Origin of the sequence: Bacillus sp. JAS24-2 (assembly GCF_008274905.1) — a bacterium.
Taxonomy (GTDB): domain Bacteria; phylum Bacillota; class Bacilli; order Bacillales; family Bacillaceae_G; genus Bacillus_A; species Bacillus_A cereus.
Window position 1 is genome coordinate 384,841 of sequence record NZ_CP031069.1, and the last position, 21,052, is coordinate 405,892.

The window sequence follows — 21,052 nt, forward strand, 5'->3', positions numbered from 1 at the left end:
TTCCCAAAACCTTAAGTACTCTTTAAAGATTATGAGAATGAAATAAATAGCTATGCTTTTCTCTTTCACATGACACAGCTCAATTTGGGAATACGTGTCCTTTTAAAAAGGAGTTCGTAAATAGCCCCTTCTCAATAATATAGGGAATAACTCTAATGTATAGAATAACCTAATATGCATGGATTTAACACTCCCAGCCCTAAAGGAGCAAGGAGTGTTAATTTAAAACATATTAGAATCAACATTAAAAATCACATGTTATTCTATTAGTTTTTGCATTTTAATGGGAAACTTCTTCCACATCACCAATTGATTGAATTGATTCAAGTCTAACAGTAATTTTATTCGGAAAACCTATAATATTACCAGTTGAATTACTTATTACTTCTACATTTGGTCCAATAACAGTAACTAAATTTTGACTCACATTCATTATAATGCCTTTAATATGAATTCCTTCTAAAAACAATACAGTACGTAAATGAAGCAACCCATAGGCATATAAAAGTTCTCTAATCTCATTTGTTACTTCTGCAAAATTATTGTTAGAACTATTAACTACTGAATGATAAGAAGATTTCTTTAATTCTAAAGCCGTGTTAGGGGACATTTTTGATTTTAATAAACCATCAGAAAATTTTTCTGATTCTAATAAAGTATCAAAACGCCTTCTTGATTTAAATGGAGCGATAATCGGAATCGGATTTATATCAAATAATCTAAATTTACGTTTACTATTATCAGATTTTAAACAAAACTGACACATCTATGCTCCCCCTATAATAAGTATGTATTATATAGTAAGCAGATTAATTAAAAATGTACTGGGTATTTATAATACCCAGTACATTTTTAATTAATTATGCTCCTCGATCATCACTAACCGCTAAAATGTCCCTAATTGCAACACTAATTTGGTTTGGATTTTCAAGTGCATTTCCATTATTATTACTTTCTACTTCTACGCCTTCTCCATTACCACGACGAAGAGTAACAAAATTTGCGCCAATTCGTGTAATCAAGCCTTCTACGTGAATTGATGGTAAAAATAATACAACTCTTGCCCCTACCAATTGAAATGCTTCCAACAAAGTTCTAATTTCATTATTATTCTCTTGAAATTCTGCCATTCTCTATCTCCATCCTTTACTTTTAATTTTGACAACTAACAATGTAATTCTATTAAATTAACTTATTATTAGTTGTCAAAATAATATATGTTTAAACATACTAATTGAAATAGACAAGTTGGCAAAAACTTTTTTTAGTTATACGGTTAGCAGATTATATAAAAATGTACTGGATATTTATAATACCCAGTACATTTTTAATTAATTATGCTCCTCGATCATCACTAACCGCTAAAATGTCCCTAATTGCAACACTAATTTGGTTTGGATTTTCAAGAGCCGCACCACTTGCATTACTTTCTACTTCTACGCCTTCCCCATTACCACGACGAAGAGTAACAAAATTTGCTCCAATTCGTGTAATCAAGCCTTCTACGTGAAATGATGGTAAAAATAATACAACTCTTGCCCCTACCAATTGAAATGCTTCCAACAGAGTTCTAATTTCATTATTATTCTCTTGAAATTCTGCCATACTCTATCTCCATCCTTTACTTTTAATTTTGACATCTAACAATGTAATTCTATTAAATTAACTTATTATTAGTTGTCAAAATAATATATGTTTAAACATACTAATTGAAATAGACAAGTTGGCAAAAACCTTTTTTAGTAATACGGTTATTGGGATATAGTCTTTAAAACCCAATTCATAAAAAATCTCCCTCTTAAACAAATTTCATATTTAAATAACAAATCCACACTTAACTAGACTCATATACTCACACCATTCTTTCTAGACGAGCATAAGATGTATTAACGAACGAAAGGGGGTAATTTTATGGGTTTTGGTTTTGGTGGAGGTTGTGATTTCAATAGATGTGATGATCGGAGAGATCATCACAGAGAACATCACAGAAAAGAAGAAAGAGAAGACAATAGACAGGTGAATAATAATCCAGAGTTATTACAATTCTTAAGAACATTAACTCCTGGTACTTGTATTGTTATTCAATATGATTGCCAACCACCTACAAGTGCAACATTCCAAGGTTTTCAAGGAAACAACGTCATTATATTATCTGACTTTGATTGTTTCCCAGGATTAGCACGTATTGCAATTAACAAAATTAACGTAATTTCTATAAATTCACCTGATTGCAACCGTTTCTGTTGCAAGCGTAAGCATTGTAGAGATTGTGACGAGCATAAACATGGGCATGATCGTAGAGATGATTATTAAAAATGAATGAATAGAAATACCTTTCCTTTAATTTTATAAGCCAATTTGCAGAAAAAACACCTATTAAAAAATAGGTGTTTTTTCTTTCCTAAATTTACTGAACTAAACATAAATAACAAACCATTTCATATAGCGGACATATACTATTGTAAGGTCGGCATCCAAATGACCCAAATAAATACCCACGCCAAGAAATAAAACTACAAAGTATTTCTTGGCACCTTTTACATAAAATAAATAAACTTTTTAAAATGTACAAGTTAATTACCAAATGATTTTTATTATATAATTAAAGATAAATAGACCTATACCACAAATCCACATATGCCTCCTCAAAATAAATAGAGAGACACTAGTCTCTCTTTCAAAAAATACTTTGGGAATTCTAAATTGTCCCTCTTAGTATCAAACCTAGAACGGCCATAATATCGCATTGATAATAATCCGTAAAATCCAGATTGTATTCTTGCTGATCTTTTCTAATTACTTATTAATTATAGAAATGTCCTTCTCATTAATTATTATTCGAGTTTCTAAATTACAAATATCGCGCATGATCTCTTTTTGTTCTGAATTTAGACCATCAATTTTCACATTTAAGTCTTCCATACACTCACATCCTTCGAACATCATAATAGAACAACCTTTATATGTCATGAGACAACTTTTTTTGACATGAATGTATGGGGATTATTTCCATGTCAAATCCTTATTTTATACATTCTTCCCGATCGTGTTTATCATTACTAAACTAGTACAGACATTTGTTAATTCACTAATAGTTGTAATAATTAATCACGTTTGGTGGTCTTATTAGAACTCAAAATGAATCTCAACTAAATTCTTCATATTCCAAGTATTATTAATAATTATTACGGAAAATTCAGTTATAAGAATGCAGACAATAGTTATTAATTCCCTATGTATACCCTGCAGAACATTAAATGGCTATTTTGTGCATTAAAAGAGAGCATCCGGCACGGTAGATGCTCTTAATACGATTAGAGTTTTAACTGAATAAATGGAATAGATGCGATTAAGCTTATCCTATACTTTAATATATGCTTGTTCTTCTTGAAAGGTGAAAAGTAAAAAGACACCTTAACTAGATGTCTTTTCAGAGTGCGGGGGTAATTTACATGTTAGATATGCCTTTCTATATCATTGTATGACCATTAATTCTTGTTAGGCCTACAAAAGGATTTTAAATACATTGATTGTTTAGTTTCAATATAACAAAGAAAAAGCACCCGTTATGAGTTCTTTTTTATATGAACGAAATATTAGAAGGGGTGATCATTACATTATTGATACGAACTAGCTTATCTTTTAATTATTTTCCAGACATTAAAATAATACTCCTTAATTGTTCGGAATTCATGTTAACTTTATACTCTTTTCCACCGTTCATAAACACTTTTACTTCACTCCTATGTTGTTAATTTATTTGCACAATTCAAATTTCCATATACTACTGTATGCACATGTATTTAAATCACATTTGGGAGTATGATTTGAAATACACATAATAAAATAACTATATAAAATTTATTGATGTATATATAATCTTTACAAAATGAAATTTTTATCGTTTTCCGACAGAAGACTCCTTCCTCAAAAATGTGAAGGTGTGAAGCACCAATTTTAGGTGGGAGATGAATGTCGGTTGGCATAAGCCAACATATTTGCTATCATTTACTTGTACAGATTGCTCTTCGAAAACTGAAGATATGAGGTTGGTTGCAGAAAAACGTTGCAACCGTAAAATCTTCAACGTTCTATCGCCCCACGCTTCTCAAAATTGCGAAAACCAAGCTAAAGTAGGTAGTGTGGTGAGTCAGCGTACAAGATACTTATGTTCTCACCGTAGGGATTGCGGGTAGAGCCTGCTAAGATAACTCGTGGATACATCGGTGTTCGCAGGAATCTCCCACTTCAAACAGTCCGTTAGGACATTAAGTGGTGAGTAGTTCAATTGGGTTTCTTTTATTTAAATCATAATTTCCTTAAAAACTTTTCACCTTTTTACTGGACAAGCATATGTTATTGTATGGAGGCATCCATTCATAAAAATTTAACTTTCTTGTTAAAGAGCATACTTACATGTGTGCTCTTTTTTATTTGATATGAAATAACGATTTTGTTAAGTTTTGCTCCATCCATTTTTTATACATCTTTCCGCTAAACACATTTTTCCAGAAAATCCTATATTATTGAACAGGTTTATCGACTCTCAACTTGCAATTTTTCACTTTTGATGATGTAACCATCTATAATGGAAATATACTTTTTTCAAAGGAGACATCTAATGTATATATCAAACAGGATTGGCTTATTTAGCTGAATTGCAACTTGTCTATACTTTTTAATTGAACCTTTCTTTATTTTCACTTCTACAGCACCTTATAACTATTTGCATCATGCAATAAGTAATCTAGGTGTAACAACCTGTGGAGAATTCACCTATGAAATAGCTCCTTATGAAATATACTCCCCTAATCATTTTTGGATGAATCTACTCTTTATTCTTAATGGAATAACATTTTGTGTTGGAGTACTATATATCTCGACATCTAGAAAAAACAAGAATTAATAAAATAGAAACATTTTTTATACTTATAATAGGAGTATCCACTATAGTTTCAGGATTAATTCCTGCAGATGTAAACCTAATTGGACATTCTATTCTAGTTTGGATAGGTATGCTTACTGTATTTCCAGGACTATTTATTTTTGCTAAGAATCTTAAAAAAGCTAGAAAATGGACATATTTCTGTTTACTAAGCTTAATAGTAATAACAACCCTTATCTTACTTGTTTTTCTTTTCCCCTTACCTTCAGGTCTACTACAAAGACTTTTTACTTGGTTCTTTTCGTTTTGGGAACTGTATCAACCTACAAATTAATAAAATAAAGATTTTATTTTACTTTTGCTAGCCACCCTTCCCTTGTATAAATGCACCTTTTTTACATACCATATTAAAATCCAAATAATCCTCTTTTAGGGGGATACTACTATGAACAAGGTATTAAAATAAATTTTAATCTTCTTTTGTGCGTTGTTTTACATTGTAATGATTAGCTGGATTATCTATCTAAACTTTGTTTAAGAGCATTTTATTTCTCCAAGCAAGAAATCGATCTAAGCTCGAACATAAGTATTTGTAATTAGACATCAGGAGCGCTCTACAAGGCACTCTTTAGCTTTAAAATAAGGATTTTGTTAAAAAACTAAATAAAATTCCATATCCTGCTAATAATAATCACAATACAATCTGCTTCTTACCTAGGTTGTATCGAATGGAGCAGTTAATACAAATAACTGCTCTATTTTAATTTTCATTACATAAACTTAATATTTTTATCCATACTATACAAAACTCACGAAATATTTATACTCCTTAAATTCGTGGATGTAATGTTCTTAGAGCAGTTAGCTTATGCTAGCTGCTCTTTTGTATTGAGTTAAAAATAAGTTTTAGGTCTTATTCCTTTTCTACAACATATACTTTTAACCTAAACGTCCAGCTCAAAGTGTTACCTCCTATCTTAAAGAGTGAACTGCACCCCAATTGTTAGACACAGTCTAACAATTGGAGGTGCAGTTTTTCTATGGCTAAATTTACAGCTGATGAAAAAATACAAATCGTTCTACGTTATTTGAACGGGAATGAAAGTTATCGAGAAATGGGTAGATCGCTCGGTATAAGTGACACAATCATTTTGAATTGGGTAAACCAATATAAACAGAATGGTCTGGAAGCTTTTCTAAAACGATGTACAAATTACACACAACAATTTAAACTAGACGTACTAAACTTTATGATTGAAAACGGTATGTCCTTATTTGAGACGGCAGCTATTTTTAATATTCCTGCCCCTTCAACGGTTTCTGTTTGGAAAAAACAGCTCGAAACACAAGGAATTGATGCCCTTCAATCTAAGAAAAAGGGGCGTCCATCCATGAAAAAAGATTCAAATAAACAATTAAAACAACCTTTAGCTGAAGGGTCAGTCGAAGCACTTGAAGCACGCATTAAACAGCTTGAGATGGAAAATGAGTACTTAAAAAAGTTAAATGCCTTAGTTCAAAACAAGGAAAAATCACAAAACAAGACAAAGCGCAAGTAGTCTATGAATTAAGGCATAAATATTCGGTGAAGGCACTTGTGGAGCTAGCTACTATTCCTCGAAGCACATATTATGATTTAGTAAAGAAAATGAATCGTCCAGATGTAGATGCCGATTTGAAAGCTGAGATTAAAGCGATTTATGAGGAAAATGAAGGTCGTTATGGTTACCGTCGCATTCGTGATGAATTAACGAATCGTGGCCAGAAAGTGAACCACAAGAAGGTTCAGCGCATTATGAAAGAGCTTGAGTTAAAGTGTGTCGTGCGTATGAAGAAATATAAATCCTATAAAGGAAAAGTCGGTAGAATCGCACCTAATATTTTAGAGCGTAATTTTCATACAGATGCACCGAATCAAAAGTGGGTAACAGACATCACAGAGTTTAAATTGTTTGGAGAAAAACTGTATGTATCACCTGTATTAGATTTGTATAATGGTGAAATTATTACCTATACAATTGGTTCTAGACCGACGTATTCGCTTGTTTCAGACATGTTAGAGAAAGCATTGGAACGTTTACCTGAAACCCACCAGCTACTGATGCATTCGGATCAAGGATGGCATTATCAAATGAGACAGTACGTCCGGACACTTGAATCAAGAGCTATCGTCCAGAGTATGTCTCGAAAAGGCAACTGTTACGACAACGCAGTAATAGAAAATTTCTTTGGGATTATGAAGTCGGAGTTCCTCTACATAAAAGAATTTGAAAATGTAGAGCACTTTAAAATAGAATTAGAAAAATATATAGATTATTATAATATGAAACGGATTAAGGCAAAATTAAAAATGAGCCCGGTACAATACCGGACTCACTTTTATCAAGCTGCCTAATGAAATAACCGTGTCTAACTTTTAGGGGTCACTTCATTTTTTATTTAACCACTTTCATCTTTACATAAAAAATCCACACTTAATTAGACTCATTTACTCACACCATCCTTTCTAGACGAGCATAAGATGTACTGACGAACGAAAGGGGGTAATTTTATGGGTTTTGGTTTTGGTGGAGGTTGTGATTTTAACAGATGTGATGATCATAGACGAGAGCATCACAGAAAAGAAGAAAGAGAAGACAATAGAAGACAAATGAATAACAATCCAGAATTATTACAATTTTTAAGAACGTTAACTCCTGGTACTTGTATTGTTCTTCAATATGATTGTCAACCACCTACAAGTGCAACATTCCAAGGTTTTCAAGGAAACAACGTCATTATTTTATCTGACTTTGATTGTTTCCCAGGATTAGCACGTATTGCAATTAACAGAATTAACGTAATTTCTATAAATTCACCTGATTGTAATCGTTTCTGTTGCAAACGTAAGCATTGCAGAGAATGTCATGAGCATAAACATGAACACGAGCACAATCATAGAGATGAATATTAAAAAATAAGTGAAAGAAAAATCTTTCCCTTAATTTATAAGCCAATTTGCAAGAAAAACACCTATTAAAAAAATAGGTGTTTTTCTTTTCTAAATTTCACTTAACCGAACATAAATAACAAACCATTCCCTATAGCGGACATATACTATTGTAAGGTCGGCATCCAAATGACCCAAATAAATACCCATGTCAAGAAATAAAACTACAAAGTATTTCTTGGCACCTTTTACATAAAATAAATAAATTTATTAAAAATGTACAAACTTAATTAAAAATCTACACATATAATGTACTCTACCTCTCTTATCATCTTAAAAAAGGGATTTAATTTAAAATTAATCCCTTTTTTAAGTATTTAAACACTCAATTTAATCTACATGATATAATAATCCCTAAAAAAATAGGATACGGGGCCATTCCTGTTATCTTTTACTTATATTTATTTAGAGCGCTATTAAACTACTCGTCGAACACTAATAACCTCTTGGGTTGTCACGTTAATGTTTGCAGCAGCATCCACCCAAATATGGAATCCATACTCTATACGAATAAAGATTCCTTTTCCATTGATTTGATCTCCGCCTCAAAAAACGTTAATTCTGTCATCTTCTCTTATGCCATCTAATCTTCTTCGTCCTTCAAAATTCCCCAATCCTCACAGCCCACTTGAAGTGATACCATAAAGTTAGACAGATTATTTCATTAGGCGACCTTTTGGGCATGGGCCCAGTATTTTACTGGACTCATGTATTTTAGTTTTTCCTTACTTCTTTTATGATTATAGTACTTTGTTTACTTCGCTACTTATTTCTTAAATTGTTCTATACTTTTAAATCCCTTTCAATACAGAAATTCTGATTTCGTGATTCCAAAGAAGTTTTCAATCAATGTGTTATCGCAACAGTTTCCTTTATGAGACTTTCATTGTGTAATGCCACGTTTAGTATAGGAATGACGGTATCGTTTCGTTTGCTAGTTTCATACTTTGATCAGAATTGATCAAGAGTGTATCTATTGTTGAAGCAGGTGAATAAGTTAGTCTTGAACCAATTGTATATATGATAATTTCCCCATTACATAGGTCCAATATTGGCGATAGATATAGCTTTTCTCCAAATAATTTAAACTCCGTAAATTATATAACCCACTTTTCATTTTGCTTTTTAGCGTGGAAGTTGCGGTTTAAAATATTTGGTGCAATTTTTCCATCCGTTCCTTTATAAGAGTAATATTCTTTCATATGAACAGGAAATTTCAATCCCAAATCTTTCATGATACGATACATTTTTTATGATTCACCCTATTCCCGCGATTCATACAGTTTAATCCACTAATATTGCCACTCTAAGGTAAATATCAATATCCACTTTCCCCCCCTAAATAGCATTTTATCGCTTGTATTTTTTCTTTCGAAGAAAATTTAGCCATAAGAAAGTGCACCTCCGATTGTTAGACTGTTTCTAACAATCGAGGTGCACCTTAGTTCTTTATCAATTTCTATTACGTTCAACACATTCACATTATTTAAAATGCTATTAACCTATGCGTCGAACACTAATAACATCTAGGCTTGTCACATTAATATTTGCAGCAGCATCTACCCAAATAAGAAATCCATCCTCTATTCGAATAAAGACTCCTGTTCCATCGATTTGATCTCCACCTGAAAAAACGTTAATTCTGTCGCCTTCTCTTATACCATCTAATCTTCTTCGTCCTTCAAAGTTTCCCACTTCTCTCACCTCCTCACAGTCCGTTCTTCATCGACTTCTATTACGCTCAACACATTCACATTATTTAAAATGCTATTAACCTATGCGTCGAACACTAATAACATCTAGGCTTGTCACATTGATATTTGCAGCAGCGTCTACCCAAATAAGAAATCCATCCTCTATTCGAATAAAGACTCCTGTTCCATCGATTTGATCTCCACCTGAAAAAACGTTAATTCTGTCGCCTTCTCTTATACCGTTTAATCTTCTTCGTCCTTCAAAATTCCCCACTTCTCTTACTTCCTCACGTTCTCTTCTTCTTCTTCGGTTTCTATTACATTCATCACATTCACATCTACGTTCAAAAGACATTTAATATACCCCCTTTTTCCTAAAAATTTTATTTGCATTATATATTATGAAAGAAATAAGTTAATTGATTAGACTTTCTTCCTCTATCAAACATCCAATTAACTAATTTATCAAAAAAAAAAAAATAATTTTTAAAATTGTACAAGCCAATTTGTATGACTTACATACATTAACAAGGAGATGATCAACATCTTACTATACTCCAAATCCCAAATTACCTGTTCGTTAACTATCTTTAAAAAATAGAAAAAAGGTCAGTTTTCAACTGTCCTTTTTTCTTATTTACAATGATATATATTTTTGAAATTAAACACTCATTACTAATAAATACATATATTATATAGTGCTCCAACACACAGCTAAATAAAACTCCACTAACAAAGAAAGAGCTTATTTTCTACCTTTCAAGAATTTAAGTTCTTTTTTCATTATTTTATATCGTTTTATATTAATTTACGGGTTTTGATTCCCTTCCATATAATTGATTCTACGCTTTTACCCTACATTTATTATTCATAAGAGTTCCTCTCAATCTCAAAGAACTTTTGCAGTATAAAAGCTAGGATTCGGCAACTCCACCTGTGGTACAACCACAATTTTTTTAAAATTATTTACTGGTTCGTTGCATGAAGCCAACATCTCTAGCTGAATCTCATAAGATATTTAGAAAGAAAAAACTTTGAACCTCTTGAACGAATAGTTGTAATTCATCAGACACAGAAATAGACATATCAAAACGCTATCCCTTCCTATGATTCTTCAGAAAGTATAGTGCTTTTTGATTATAAAGCTATAAAAATATTATGGCTTGATGGATTATGTGGCGACGCCCTATATTAATCCTAATAAACATAAACCATGCTGATTGACTTAGATTATTAACTCTTTGTTATTGAAAATGTTGTTCCAATTTTGTCGGAAGTAATATTCCAACTATTTTTTCTAGAGAAAATAAAAAACAAAGATTCCGCTTATGCGAAGATCATTTATCTAGTATTGAGCATTTAATAATTATGATAAGTACAAGCATCGTAAGGAAGTGTATACATGAATGAAAAACATGGTTTTTGGGTGGAGTAGCATTTGATCCGAACTTATTGGGTCCTACATTGCCACCTATCTCGTCATTCACTTTACCTACGGGTCCAACAGGATCCATAGGACCAACTGGTTCTACTGGAATTAGAAATATTGGTCCAACAGGGCCTACGGGATTAACAGGAATTGGAGTGACTGGACCTTTTAGTGGGGTTATATTAAGTACTGCTGACAATTCAATAACTGTTGGTAGTACTGGTGTATATGCTGTAACTTTTTCGACAGGGGTTAGTGTATTTGGAGAAGATTCAGGAATTCTTATTATAAATTTTATAATAAACGATACTGTTAATTTTCTTTCTCAAATCCGAATCGATTTGGATCAGGGCAATAGAATTATGGTATCAAAAACAGTTTTACTTTCATTAAACCAAGGAGATATTCTTCGGGTATTAATTAGACTCTCTTCTGGACCTGTTTCTATTGGTGATGCATCATTGGTTGTTGAAAAGGTTGGCTAGATCCGATTGGCTCTCTTTTTTTAATTTAGTAAAATTATCTGGATTTTCACCCCTTTATTTTGGAAATATTTCTTTTGTGATGAAATCAATTCATAATCTCTCTTTGTTTTCATGCTGCATTTTCACATACAAAGAAACTTGCTTAGCAAAACAACCTTGCTGACTTCCATCAAGCTAATACTTAGAAGTCTCCAAAAAACGTAAATTTTATATCGTCACATTTGTCTATTCTATAAGAGTTCAGCTTACTTTTTGTTTTGGGGAACAATCAATTTCTTAACCTGATAGCGATATGGCGCCTCCCCTATTAGTAAAAAAACCTATCGATATATGACATTAGCTCATTTTAGAAAATTCCTTACCAAAAAGAAGCATATATGATGAAATGGACATATTTTAAACTATATTCCATTGGAAAGGTGCGGACACGTATATGAATTTACATTACAAGAAAAAGTTCATTATAACAAGCATGCCTTATTTTCCACATATTAATTTATCAGGCCTTCCTGAAGTAACAAGAATATCTTCATGCTTTCCTAAAACTCCAAAAACGAAAAAACCTCTAAAATCCCCCAAATCAAAAACATTGTGCTTTAGGCAATTTATAGAGCATAAAATCCAATTAGTTCCTCCTGCAAAAAAAGGAAGCATCAAAGTTGATAGACAGATATTTACTACGATTGAAAAGGTGTGTTCAGAAGTAGTCACTATTTCAGGATTTATCCGTAAGACTATTACCTATACAGCATTAGCTTATGACAAGGTAATTCCAAACTATAGGATCCAAGGTGACATTCCCTTTCAAGGTCTTATAGAATCAAAAGACATTAAAGAGGAACATCAATTTAGCATCATCGAAGAAAAAATACTCGGCGATGTTTTTACACGTGAAGCTAACTTTGAAAATCCAAAGAAATTCCATGTATACAAATCTCCATTTGCTTTCAATTTTATAGAGAAAGATGCTGTAAAAGTTTCTATAAAAATGGGTACTTAGTAAATTAATATTCTCTTATTTTGAATATTAATTTAGCTCATTACAAAGTCTAACTTTGCAATTACTATTCTTTCTAACATCACTTATTATCTGCTGAAAAAACATTTTCAAATGGATTCAGTACCTTATGTAGAATTTAAAATAATTATTTTGCTTGGGAGAATAAGTAAAGAAGATGAATTTGAAACTGATAATGCCACGACTAGTTACCTTGCTAGAAAGTCAAATAGAACTAGGGAAAGGTTTCAGAGTTAATGAACTGTTTAATAAAAAAGGGATGATTAGCAGTTGCAGAAACTAGAACAAATACCGAAAATGGTTGTATTGGTGCAACTCATACATGGTTTGTAAATCCAAATATTATGTGCTGCTCTCCAAAAGAGCAAGTAAGTAGATAAAGCCACTCAAAAAATCCATATAAACTACTTAAAAATTCTGTAGCTGAATATAACGAAAAACATATGTTACCAATTTAAAGGATAATATTTGTAGACCTACACAACAAATCTTTACACAAACATTACTTGATATTCAACTTGAAGGAGGTAAGAAAAGGAATACATTACCTGTATATTTATTTTAAAAAAAGTGCAACATCTATTGCACTTTTTTTAAAACTAAAAATCATGAACATTTTACCAATGTTGGCGATGACAGCAAATAAAACATTTACAAAAATGGTTATGGTGTTTATGTTCACAGCGATGATTATGATGCTTATGCTCACAGCAATGATTACGATGTTTATGTTCACAGCGATGATTACGATGTTTATGCTCACAGCAATGATTACGATGTTTATGCTCACAGCAATGATTACGATGTTTATGCTCACAACAATGGTTATGATGCTTATGCTCACAACAACGGTTATGATGTTTATGCTTACAGCAATCATTATTCCAATTCATTTTTATACCTCCTATCAAACAAGAGTTATATTATTCTATGTTTTAATAGCAAACATGCTTGTTTACTAACCTATATTAAATTCACAAAAAACTTCTATGTTTATTTATTCTTATAGAGTTAACATAACGCGATATTATTGATAATATAAAAGGAGTTTTTTATTCTTTTTTTGGTAATACAATTATAAAACAACTTTTCCTACTTGATTAATTTGTCTCTACTCTGAAAATAAAAATACATATTATAGGTTTTAATTATTCTATTTTTAAAAGAGAGTGCAATATTAATGTATTATAACAACCGATATTCCACGTTCAAATATCCGTATATCTATAATCTAAATTCTTCTTATTATTAGGTTCTTGGGTAAGTTTGAAATTTAAAATATATATGATATTCATTTTAAATTAGCATCACGCAGCTTATCTGTTGCAAGGAAAATACTATATAAAAAAAATGAAGAACTACTTAGAACAGAGGAAGGATAAAATAAAGCTTAAACTTATTTAGATCTGAAGCATCTAAGAACCTAGGAAGTGGATTAAGTACTATACATAAAAATCTCCTTTTTTCGAAAAGGCTAGGTATCATTTTAAATATGGATGTAATAATTCTAGAAGTTTTTATCATAAGGGCATAACAGTTTTAGAACAAAATGGGTCATTTCGGATTCGCTTGTTTGGTAAATAAATTAAATTCTAATGGTAAAGAAAAATTTGCTTTTTATTTGAAAAAAGATAAGAAGTGAGTTTTCCGTCTATTATTAATGATAATATTTAATTTTTAACACTATAAACGTTAGTCAAGCATATATTATAGTATTGGAATTGGTTTCACTCACTTATTTTAATTTTATAGTTTCCTTTCAAGAACACCAACGGACATTGGTGTTCTTTTTAAGTAGGTAGATTTTGAAAAATAAGAAGTTTTCTTAGTTACAAATTTATAAAACAAAGAAGCACTCAAAATGAGTGCTTCTTTGTTTTATAATGCTATTTGTACTTGTTGTACTTGTAAAACTTTTAAAGTAAGGTCTAGTACAATTTTTTCACGAAGTGTATCAAATGTTTCGTTTAATTCTGTCGGACAAGGGGAAAAGTCTAATTCAAAGAAATTAGCGCTGACTAATTCGCAATATGGTTGTTCGTTATAAACAACTGCATTTTCGAAGAAGTATTTGTCCAAACGTGGTAAATCACCGTTTTTTGGATTAATAAAATGGGATGTTGTGTCTAAGGAAGATGCTATTAAAGGTAGTGTTAGAAAATCACCCTCTGTTAAATCTGCAAAACCAGAGAATGGAACATTTGCAATGCGATCAAATAGCACTGAGTTACATCCATCACCTGCATATTCAATGTTTTTACGAATATACCCTTGTACAAATAATTTTGCTCTTGTAACTCGGCGGTAAACTGTGCCTGGTACTGGAGTAAATGCTACAGGAACTAACTTACATTGCGTTAAAAATACATTTTTAAGGACACGTTTAATTTCAGTTGCTGCAGGTGCTAATGTAATATCAGTTTCTACAACAATTTGAATTGTTCTTTCTGCTAAAACAACTGGAATTTTTACAATCGGTGCACCTGGAGTAAGAATTGGTGTTGCAGTCTCATCACTTAGTGGTGTTTGAGTTTGTCCTGCTGTTTGACAAGGTACATTGATTGGACATTGTTCGCTCATATTATCTAATCCCCTTTTTAAATCGCTTTAAATTTTAAAAACTGTTCAATGGCAATATATTCGTTTTCTTTATTGATGTATAAGCTTGTATAATAAGTTTTAACATTTTTTTATTTTTTGTAGATATTTTATGGGCTTTCTCATCAAAAATTTTAAAGTAGCAGGTTTCGGGCTAAAAAATGATTAAATGGGTTTTAACTTAGACTGAACAGCATGGATGAAGCCGATACTTCAGAAGCATTCTCAGCTACGTATTGAATATTTCGTGTTACCTCACTAATTAATTCAGCTTCAGACTCAACTTCATTATTTTGAACCTCTGCACTGTTCGAGATTTCTTCCATCTCTTTTGTAATTTGTTCTGTCGCAACACTTGCTTGCCCTACACTAGCAGTTAGTTCCTCAGAAGACGCAGCTACATGTCCTGCAGATGTGTTAATTTGAGAAATAATAGTACGTAACGACTCTGCCATTGTATTGAAACTACCGCCTAATTGACCAAGTTAATCCTTTGAACGAATATCTATTTTCTCGGTTAAATCTCCCTGACTAATTCTTTGGGCCGAAATAACTAATTGTCTTAGTGGAATAATAATGGATCTAAGTATGAATAAAATTACAATTCCACATCTTTATCAACTCATTTTAGAATATTTAAACAATAATTTTATATACATTCCCTGCATAAATTATTCATTTTCTTTTATATAAGACCTACTTTTTTCTTCTGATAAATTATTAAATATTGGATTATTATACATAACCCCAAAAACATGCGGTATTTTGTAGAATTTTGTCTATCAATATGTATGTACACCTTTTTGTAGTGGATATAGACTGTGAGGTGTAAGGAGATACCTTACAAAATAATAAAAAGGAGATTATAGAATGAGTAGATTAACAAAATTCTCAAAGTTAGTATTTGCAACTTTAATCGCGGGAAGTAGTTTAAGCACCCTTGTTTCGTCACACAGTGTACAAGCTGACACCTTAGATCCTAATTACCAAGACATTGTAAAATTCATACCACCTTCTAGTGCTAGGCCAACATTGGAACAAAAAAACACTATTGTTCCCGAATCAAAAGTTATTAAAAACCATTTTGTAAAATACTCTAAAGCACATTTCCAAACTAAAGAAAGTATACCAAAAGAGATTTATTATTCTTCAGAAGGCTTTAAGGGCTATATACAAGCAAGTATCGTTTGGGATATGGGAGATCATTTCGCAACACTATATTCCGGAACTGTTATTCGATGTTAGACTTTTAATCCCTTCTCTTCTAATGCTTATAATGATCGATAGCTCACTGCTAATACTGTAATATCTATTATTCATAAAATAAACCACAAAATCTTTCGATTTCATGGTTTATCAAATATAAAGATAATGCTAAACGAATACTCTAACATTACCTTCCCCAAAGTTAATTATAGAGTATTTTCAAAAAAAAGACACTCATGTAGTGTCTTTTTTATAGTATTTTACAAAGAATTCCGTCTACTAACATCTTTTTGTTGCGGTTATTCATTTATTTCACTATGATACTTTTTCATCTCGTAAATGCAAAAGACAATGATTGCTAAACTCCAACTGACACCATAATAATTATGTGTATAGAAGTCATATCCTGCCTTAATACCTTTCTCTATTACAACCAACGTAAACCCTAAAGCCACCCATTTGTTAATTTGGATCTTGATAAATGTTATAGAGATAATTATCAAAAATAAAATATTTGTAAGGTGATTTATCATTAGCTCATATTTTTGAATGTATACTGCCATCATACAAGCAACGATATTAGTCGCAATGCCAAAGGCAATCATTGCTCCCCAAACCCTGTCCGAAAGTCCCACTCCTGAGTCAGTCCCTTCCTAAACAAAATTCCTTTTCCTTAATTCGTTCCTACACCCTATTCAAGATATGCTAAATTATCCTTGTCTGATGAATATCTATTTATCTTTTCATATAGAGCAAACAAAATTTCTACTCATAATTTTTTCTTTATTAGACAAACTATGTCTAAGCCGTTTGAACTAGCGGCTTCACTCTTCTGGTAATGGGATAGCACAATTTATTGAATTGACTAACTCATTCAACCCACTGGCACCGGCAGGCAACAAAATAGTTGTCTGCCATTTTCATGTATACTTTTTCTAATTTCATTTCAAACCAAGTGTGTGCTGTACTGATTTCAAAAGGACAGAATTTCATTTTTTAAAATGTAAAAAAGATAAGGTCCTGTCTACTTTTGGTATAGGACTTTTTCTTTTCACACATACTATTTTTGAACCTGTTTACCAATACGTGTCCTAATGGTGTCTTGAATTCCTCCTAAAAAGGGCTGCAGATACGACTGCATGCCCTTTTTGTTTACGTTGCTGCTCTATATTTCATAAAATAATTAAAAACTAAAAATGTAATATTACATATTTTTTTCTGTTCAGATTATGTTAGGATTTACTTCGTAGTCGAATTATGGTTTCGTATCTAATTCAGCAATATGTGAACTGTTTACTTAAAGAAAAGACACCCAAAAGGTGTCTTTTCTTCTTTTAATCTAAAAAACATTTTTTCTTTTCAGTAAGATCCAAAAACCTCATAATTAAAGGCAATTTAATCATGGTACTCAAGAGTTTTCATCCATTTCAATATATCTATAGCTTAATTTAAAATCACATTTCCAGCACTATATTTGCTTTCCTACAGATTTTCTGTCTTGTTCTTAATTCTGTCAAAATCCTCATGTAGCTATACAAAGAATATATGCTAATATGATTTTAAGAAACTATGCGTTCCCTTAACCCTGTATCCGGCCCTGTATTTTTGCAGGGCCTTTGTTTATGCAATTTATTTATATTCTGCTTATAATAATTAATCATATCGACTTTCTTTTTAAATTATTTAAATGTCTATTATATTTCCTATGGATTTTTTTACTTGTGTTGTAATATACAAACTCCAAGTTAGTCTTATATGACCAACTTGGAATTATTATTGGATATCTAAATATATACTGCTCTAAACAAACATTAACACTATATACATAGTGTTAATATTATTAATTGAATATTATTAATAGTAAGTATAAACATTATCAATTTACTATATCTTACATTTATGTAAAAATAGATGTATGTTAAGCTTTTTCTAAATCTTTCCCCTAATAAAGATTTGAAAGTAGCATTTCATGATTCTCCTTACTGTTAATATGCCAGGAAAAAGAACCCTATAGGGTTCTTTTTCTGTTCATTACAACCTCTTTCTACTTAATACTACTATCTTACGTATCGCTATGCATATCTTGGACAATTCCCTTCACCTCAAATCGATAATCTATATTATGTTAAAAAATATTTCTATTAATACAGCTTGATTCATTTAATTGTTATATATAGAATTATAGTTAGATTCATCTAGCCAATCTACATTCAAATAGATTCTCATTTTAACATAACATAAATTCATTAAATATATAGGAGTTTAATATGACTGTAACTACATACAATTTATACGAATACAAAGATTACTGGAATGATTTTGAGATCCGTGAATACTTAGAGTTTCTAGATCTATTTAAAGCAAGATTAAAATTCTACTGTGATTGTGGATTTTACATTGGTATAGATACAAATTTAATTATGGATTTCCCCGTTATTTTAGATTTAATAAAATCAAAAGATAAGTTATTAATTAGCCGCAAAGTATATGATGAGTTAGATGGGTTGAAAAAATCCAGCAATAAAGCAGGTAAACAAGCTCGTTACGCACTACAGAAATTAGAAGAATATCAAATTTCAAACGGACCTATTTCTTTTATAAAAACAGATAAAACTTTTACTGAATCATTAAATCTTCAACCTGAATCACCTGACGACCTAATTATTGCGAGCTATATAAAAGAAAAAAATCAAAATGATAAAAAAGTTTTATTTTTATCAAATGATCGTGGAGCTCGTATACTTTCACGAAGTGTCCATTTAGATAACTTTGAACTCTCAGAGGATCTTATTATACCTTGTGATGAGGAGGGGTTAGTACTTATTGAATACGAACATTTTCTTGAATTTTTTGAGCAAGATAAATTGGGAGGAAATTATTCTTCTATTGAAAACAATCCTTACTACTATCAACAATTTAAAAATTTTTATTTATATCATAGAGAATACCGTAGATTCACAGATGAAAATGGTAAACTAAATCCTTTAGATCTTTTAAATTCCACTCTCTCACCATTTCATATAAAAAGAAAAAAAATGCTGAAACATTTGGCTATCAATTTATAAAAAACTATGGAGAAAACGAACAACGTTCATATGATAATGCTTTTAATACTATCTATACCCCTAAGCTGCCATTTGAAACAGAATATAAATATGATCATAGTTTTTTAAAGGGAATTGACTGGTTAGAAAGAGCAAAAAAGTTTTTACATAAACAAGGGGGATTATCCTTTATACCTACAATAATGACATTTAAACATACCTTTATTCAAGCCATACAAGAACATCATGAAAAGGGTGGGTATTTTTTTATAGATGAAACTATATACAAGAGATTTCCAATTATACTCAAATTAATTCCAGACATGTCAAATTTGTTAATAGATGAGTCTACATATCATTCATTACAAAAAGATCCAATTTACATGACTTTAAAATATTGTGTTGAAAAAGAAATTATTACGTTTCCATTTTCTCTAGAATCTACAAACATAAGTAACGAATTCGGAGAAGATACAAAAAAACAAATTACAGAGGAATTAATTTTATCTACCCTTAGTTACCACTATAGGCAGAAAGATATTCTTGTACTTTCAAGTAATGTAGAATTAAGAAATATGGCACGTTCTTTTCAATTCCAAGTATATGAACCTCCTTCAGAAAAAATCTTTTGTAAGCCAATGCAGCTTTTATTTCAAGCTACAAAAGAACAATTAATGTGCTTATATTACACAGATTTATAATTTCAACTTGATTCTCATAAGAAAGTCCCTCCTTTCTATAATTGAAAAGAGGGACTAAAAGTTGATTTAAATCTCTTGTACTATTGTTGTTTTACTCATTATACTTTCATTAAAATATGGCATATCTACATCTAATGAGACAGGTATATTCCCATGAATATATTCTACATTTTTTGCCTTTGATTTACTTGTAATTTCTTTATACTCCTGTTCTCTACCAATTGGTTTATTGAGTCTTGGGCACCAATATATAGGTCTCTCAATTGGTCTCTTACTTTCCTCTAATTTTTTTGCTTCTTCTAGCATTTTCTTTCTACTTTTTCTTACTACGAAAGCTACATAAACAAACACACATAGTATTATTTTCGTAAGCATCCTAATTCCTCCTTCAAATTCAGATAATCCCTCATCTATTTAAACATATTTTCCTTATATTAAATATAAACGATTATAAAAAGTTATATATGTAGGCTTGTTCTATTCCCCCTACATATATAACAATTTTTTAAGAACTAATTTTAAAAATACGGCCCTAGCATCCTAACTAAAAATGATTTTATCATCTTCTGACAGAATACTCCTTCCTCAAGCGTGTGAAGGGCGCTAGCCCAAGGGTATGTGGGGGATAAATGTCGGTAGCATGCCCAAAAATAGAAAGCTTGCAAAAGCGATTAGTGACGTGTCTTGGTCACAAATTCGAACCCTATTAGAATATAAAGCAAAGTGGTATGGCAAACAAGTGGTTGTGGTAGCTAAAACATTTGCTTCTAGTCAATTATGTTCCAATTGTGACTACAAAACAAAAATGTTAAAAATCTAACCATTCGAGAGTGGGATTGTCTTTCTTGTGGCACACATCACGATAGAGATCAAAACGCAGCACTCAATCTTAGAAATGAAGTGATTCGTCTTTTAACCGTAGGAACTACGGAGATAGCCTACTTAATTAGAAAACGTTAGGTTTCTGTACTGAGGAATCTCCCACTTCAAATAATCCGTAAGG

Annotated in this window: 17 protein-coding genes and 5 pseudogenes; 11 read left to right on the forward strand and 11 right to left on the reverse strand. The window is 31.2% G+C overall.

All coding sequences use genetic code 11. The features are described 5' to 3' along the window. Positions 1–280: 280 nt before the first annotated feature. The 3 genes from DN407_RS28860 to DN407_RS28870 form a co-directional block, all read right to left on the reverse strand. Positions 281–766: a hypothetical protein gene (locus DN407_RS28860; RefSeq protein WP_149216971.1), complete on the reverse strand. Its 486-nt coding sequence runs from the start codon at positions 764–766 to the stop codon at positions 281–283. Positions 767–860: 94 nt separating this feature from the next. Beyond that, on the reverse strand, positions 861–1,130 hold the full coding sequence (locus DN407_RS28865; RefSeq protein ID WP_097919666.1) for a hypothetical protein: 270 nt from the start codon (positions 1,128–1,130) through the stop codon (positions 861–863). A 205-nt stretch (positions 1,131–1,335) separates the two neighbouring features. Beyond that, positions 1,336–1,605, reverse strand: a complete 270-nt coding sequence (locus DN407_RS28870; RefSeq protein WP_097919741.1) for a hypothetical protein — start codon at positions 1,603–1,605, stop codon at positions 1,336–1,338. A 306-nt stretch (positions 1,606–1,911) separates the two neighbouring features. Between DN407_RS28870 and DN407_RS28875 the strand changes: the two genes are divergently transcribed. After that, positions 1,912–2,313: a hypothetical protein gene (locus DN407_RS28875; protein WP_149216972.1), complete on the forward strand. Its 402-nt coding sequence runs from the start codon at positions 1,912–1,914 to the stop codon at positions 2,311–2,313. Positions 2,314–2,698: 385 nt separating this feature from the next. Here DN407_RS28875 and DN407_RS28880 read toward each other — a convergent pair. After that, positions 2,699–2,922: pseudogene (locus DN407_RS28880) on the reverse strand (hypothetical protein). 1,735 nt (positions 2,923–4,657) lie between these two features. On the opposite strand from DN407_RS28880, the pseudogene DN407_RS32410 reads away from it, so the two are divergent. The 3 genes and pseudogenes from DN407_RS32410 (at position 4,658) to DN407_RS28910 (ending at position 7,838) form a co-directional block, all read left to right on the forward strand. Beyond that, a pseudogene (locus DN407_RS32410) lies at positions 4,658–5,227 on the forward strand (DUF998 domain-containing protein). Between the two features lie 698 nt (positions 5,228–5,925). Then, positions 5,926–7,280 (forward strand): IS3 family transposase gene (locus DN407_RS28905; RefSeq protein WP_149215967.1). Its coding sequence is split into 2 segments (ribosomal slippage): positions 5,926–6,379 and positions 6,379–7,280, totalling 1,356 coding nucleotides; the frame shifts between segments, so codons are not numbered across the junction. 156 nt (positions 7,281–7,436) lie between these two features. Next, entirely contained in the window at positions 7,437–7,838 is a 402-nt protein-coding gene (locus DN407_RS28910) for a hypothetical protein (protein ID WP_084065788.1), read from the forward strand. Positions 7,839–8,538: 700 nt separating this feature from the next. Here DN407_RS28910 and DN407_RS32415 read toward each other — a convergent pair. The 3 genes and pseudogenes from DN407_RS32415 to DN407_RS28925 form a co-directional block, all read right to left on the reverse strand. Then, a pseudogene (locus DN407_RS32415) lies at positions 8,539–9,150 on the reverse strand (IS3 family transposase); the annotation flags it as partial. A 221-nt stretch (positions 9,151–9,371) separates the two neighbouring features. Beyond that, a complete protein-coding gene (locus DN407_RS28920; RefSeq protein ID WP_084065789.1) occupies positions 9,372–9,569 on the reverse strand; it encodes a hypothetical protein in 198 nt (65 codons plus the stop codon). 75 nt (positions 9,570–9,644) lie between these two features. Further along, positions 9,645–9,923, reverse strand: coding sequence for a hypothetical protein (locus DN407_RS28925; protein WP_149216973.1), 279 nt, complete (start codon positions 9,921–9,923; stop codon positions 9,645–9,647). A 1,067-nt stretch (positions 9,924–10,990) separates the two neighbouring features. Between DN407_RS28925 and DN407_RS32705 the strand changes: the two genes are divergently transcribed. The 3 genes from DN407_RS32705 to DN407_RS28945 all read left to right on the forward strand — a co-directional run bounded on the left by DN407_RS32705 (position 10,991) and on the right by DN407_RS28945 (position 13,462). Next, positions 10,991–11,482: an exosporium leader peptide-containing protein gene (locus DN407_RS32705; protein WP_149216974.1), complete on the forward strand. Its 492-nt coding sequence runs from the start codon at positions 10,991–10,993 to the stop codon at positions 11,480–11,482. A 433-nt stretch (positions 11,483–11,915) separates the two neighbouring features. After that, positions 11,916–12,482: a hypothetical protein gene (locus tag DN407_RS28940; RefSeq protein ID WP_149216975.1), complete on the forward strand. Its 567-nt coding sequence runs from the start codon at positions 11,916–11,918 to the stop codon at positions 12,480–12,482. Positions 12,483–13,123: 641 nt separating this feature from the next. After that, positions 13,124–13,462, forward strand: coding sequence for a hypothetical protein (locus tag DN407_RS28945; RefSeq protein ID WP_149217108.1), 339 nt, complete (start codon positions 13,124–13,126; stop codon positions 13,460–13,462). A 916-nt stretch (positions 13,463–14,378) separates the two neighbouring features. Here DN407_RS28945 and DN407_RS28950 read toward each other — a convergent pair. Next, positions 14,379–15,080: a CsxC family protein gene (locus tag DN407_RS28950; RefSeq protein ID WP_098607975.1), complete on the reverse strand. Its 702-nt coding sequence runs from the start codon at positions 15,078–15,080 to the stop codon at positions 14,379–14,381. Positions 15,081–15,292: 212 nt separating this feature from the next. After that, positions 15,293–15,706, reverse strand: a pseudogene (locus DN407_RS28955) (HAMP domain-containing protein); the annotation flags it as partial. Positions 15,707–15,968: 262 nt separating this feature from the next. On the opposite strand from DN407_RS28955, the gene DN407_RS28960 reads away from it, so the two are divergent. Continuing rightward, a complete protein-coding gene (locus tag DN407_RS28960) occupies positions 15,969–16,343 on the forward strand; it encodes a hypothetical protein (RefSeq protein WP_149216976.1) in 375 nt (124 codons plus the stop codon). A gap of 260 nt (positions 16,344–16,603) precedes the next feature. On the opposite strand, the gene DN407_RS28965 is transcribed toward DN407_RS28960, so the two are convergent. Then, positions 16,604–16,939 (reverse strand): hypothetical protein, encoded by a 336-nt coding sequence (locus tag DN407_RS28965; RefSeq protein ID WP_149216977.1) that lies wholly within the window; start codon positions 16,937–16,939, stop codon positions 16,604–16,606. A 1,632-nt stretch (positions 16,940–18,571) separates the two neighbouring features. On the opposite strand from DN407_RS28965, the gene DN407_RS31980 reads away from it, so the two are divergent. Then, the gene (locus tag DN407_RS31980) at positions 18,572–19,369 is read left to right on the forward strand and encodes a PIN domain-containing protein (RefSeq protein WP_218954581.1); all 798 of its coding nucleotides are present in this window, start codon (positions 18,572–18,574) and stop codon (positions 19,367–19,369) included. A gap of 362 nt (positions 19,370–19,731) precedes the next feature. Beyond that, positions 19,732–20,049: a hypothetical protein gene (locus DN407_RS32425; RefSeq protein WP_255446528.1), complete on the forward strand. Its 318-nt coding sequence runs from the start codon at positions 19,732–19,734 to the stop codon at positions 20,047–20,049. Between the two features lie 66 nt (positions 20,050–20,115). Here the strand turns inward: DN407_RS32425 and DN407_RS28975 are convergent, their stop codons facing one another. Next, positions 20,116–20,424: a hypothetical protein gene (locus DN407_RS28975; RefSeq protein ID WP_149216978.1), complete on the reverse strand. Its 309-nt coding sequence runs from the start codon at positions 20,422–20,424 to the stop codon at positions 20,116–20,118. Between the two features lie 262 nt (positions 20,425–20,686). Between DN407_RS28975 and DN407_RS28980 the strand changes: the two are divergent. Continuing rightward, a pseudogene (locus tag DN407_RS28980) lies at positions 20,687–21,009 on the forward strand (RNA-guided endonuclease TnpB family protein); the annotation flags it as partial. Positions 21,010–21,052: the final 43 nt, after the last annotated feature.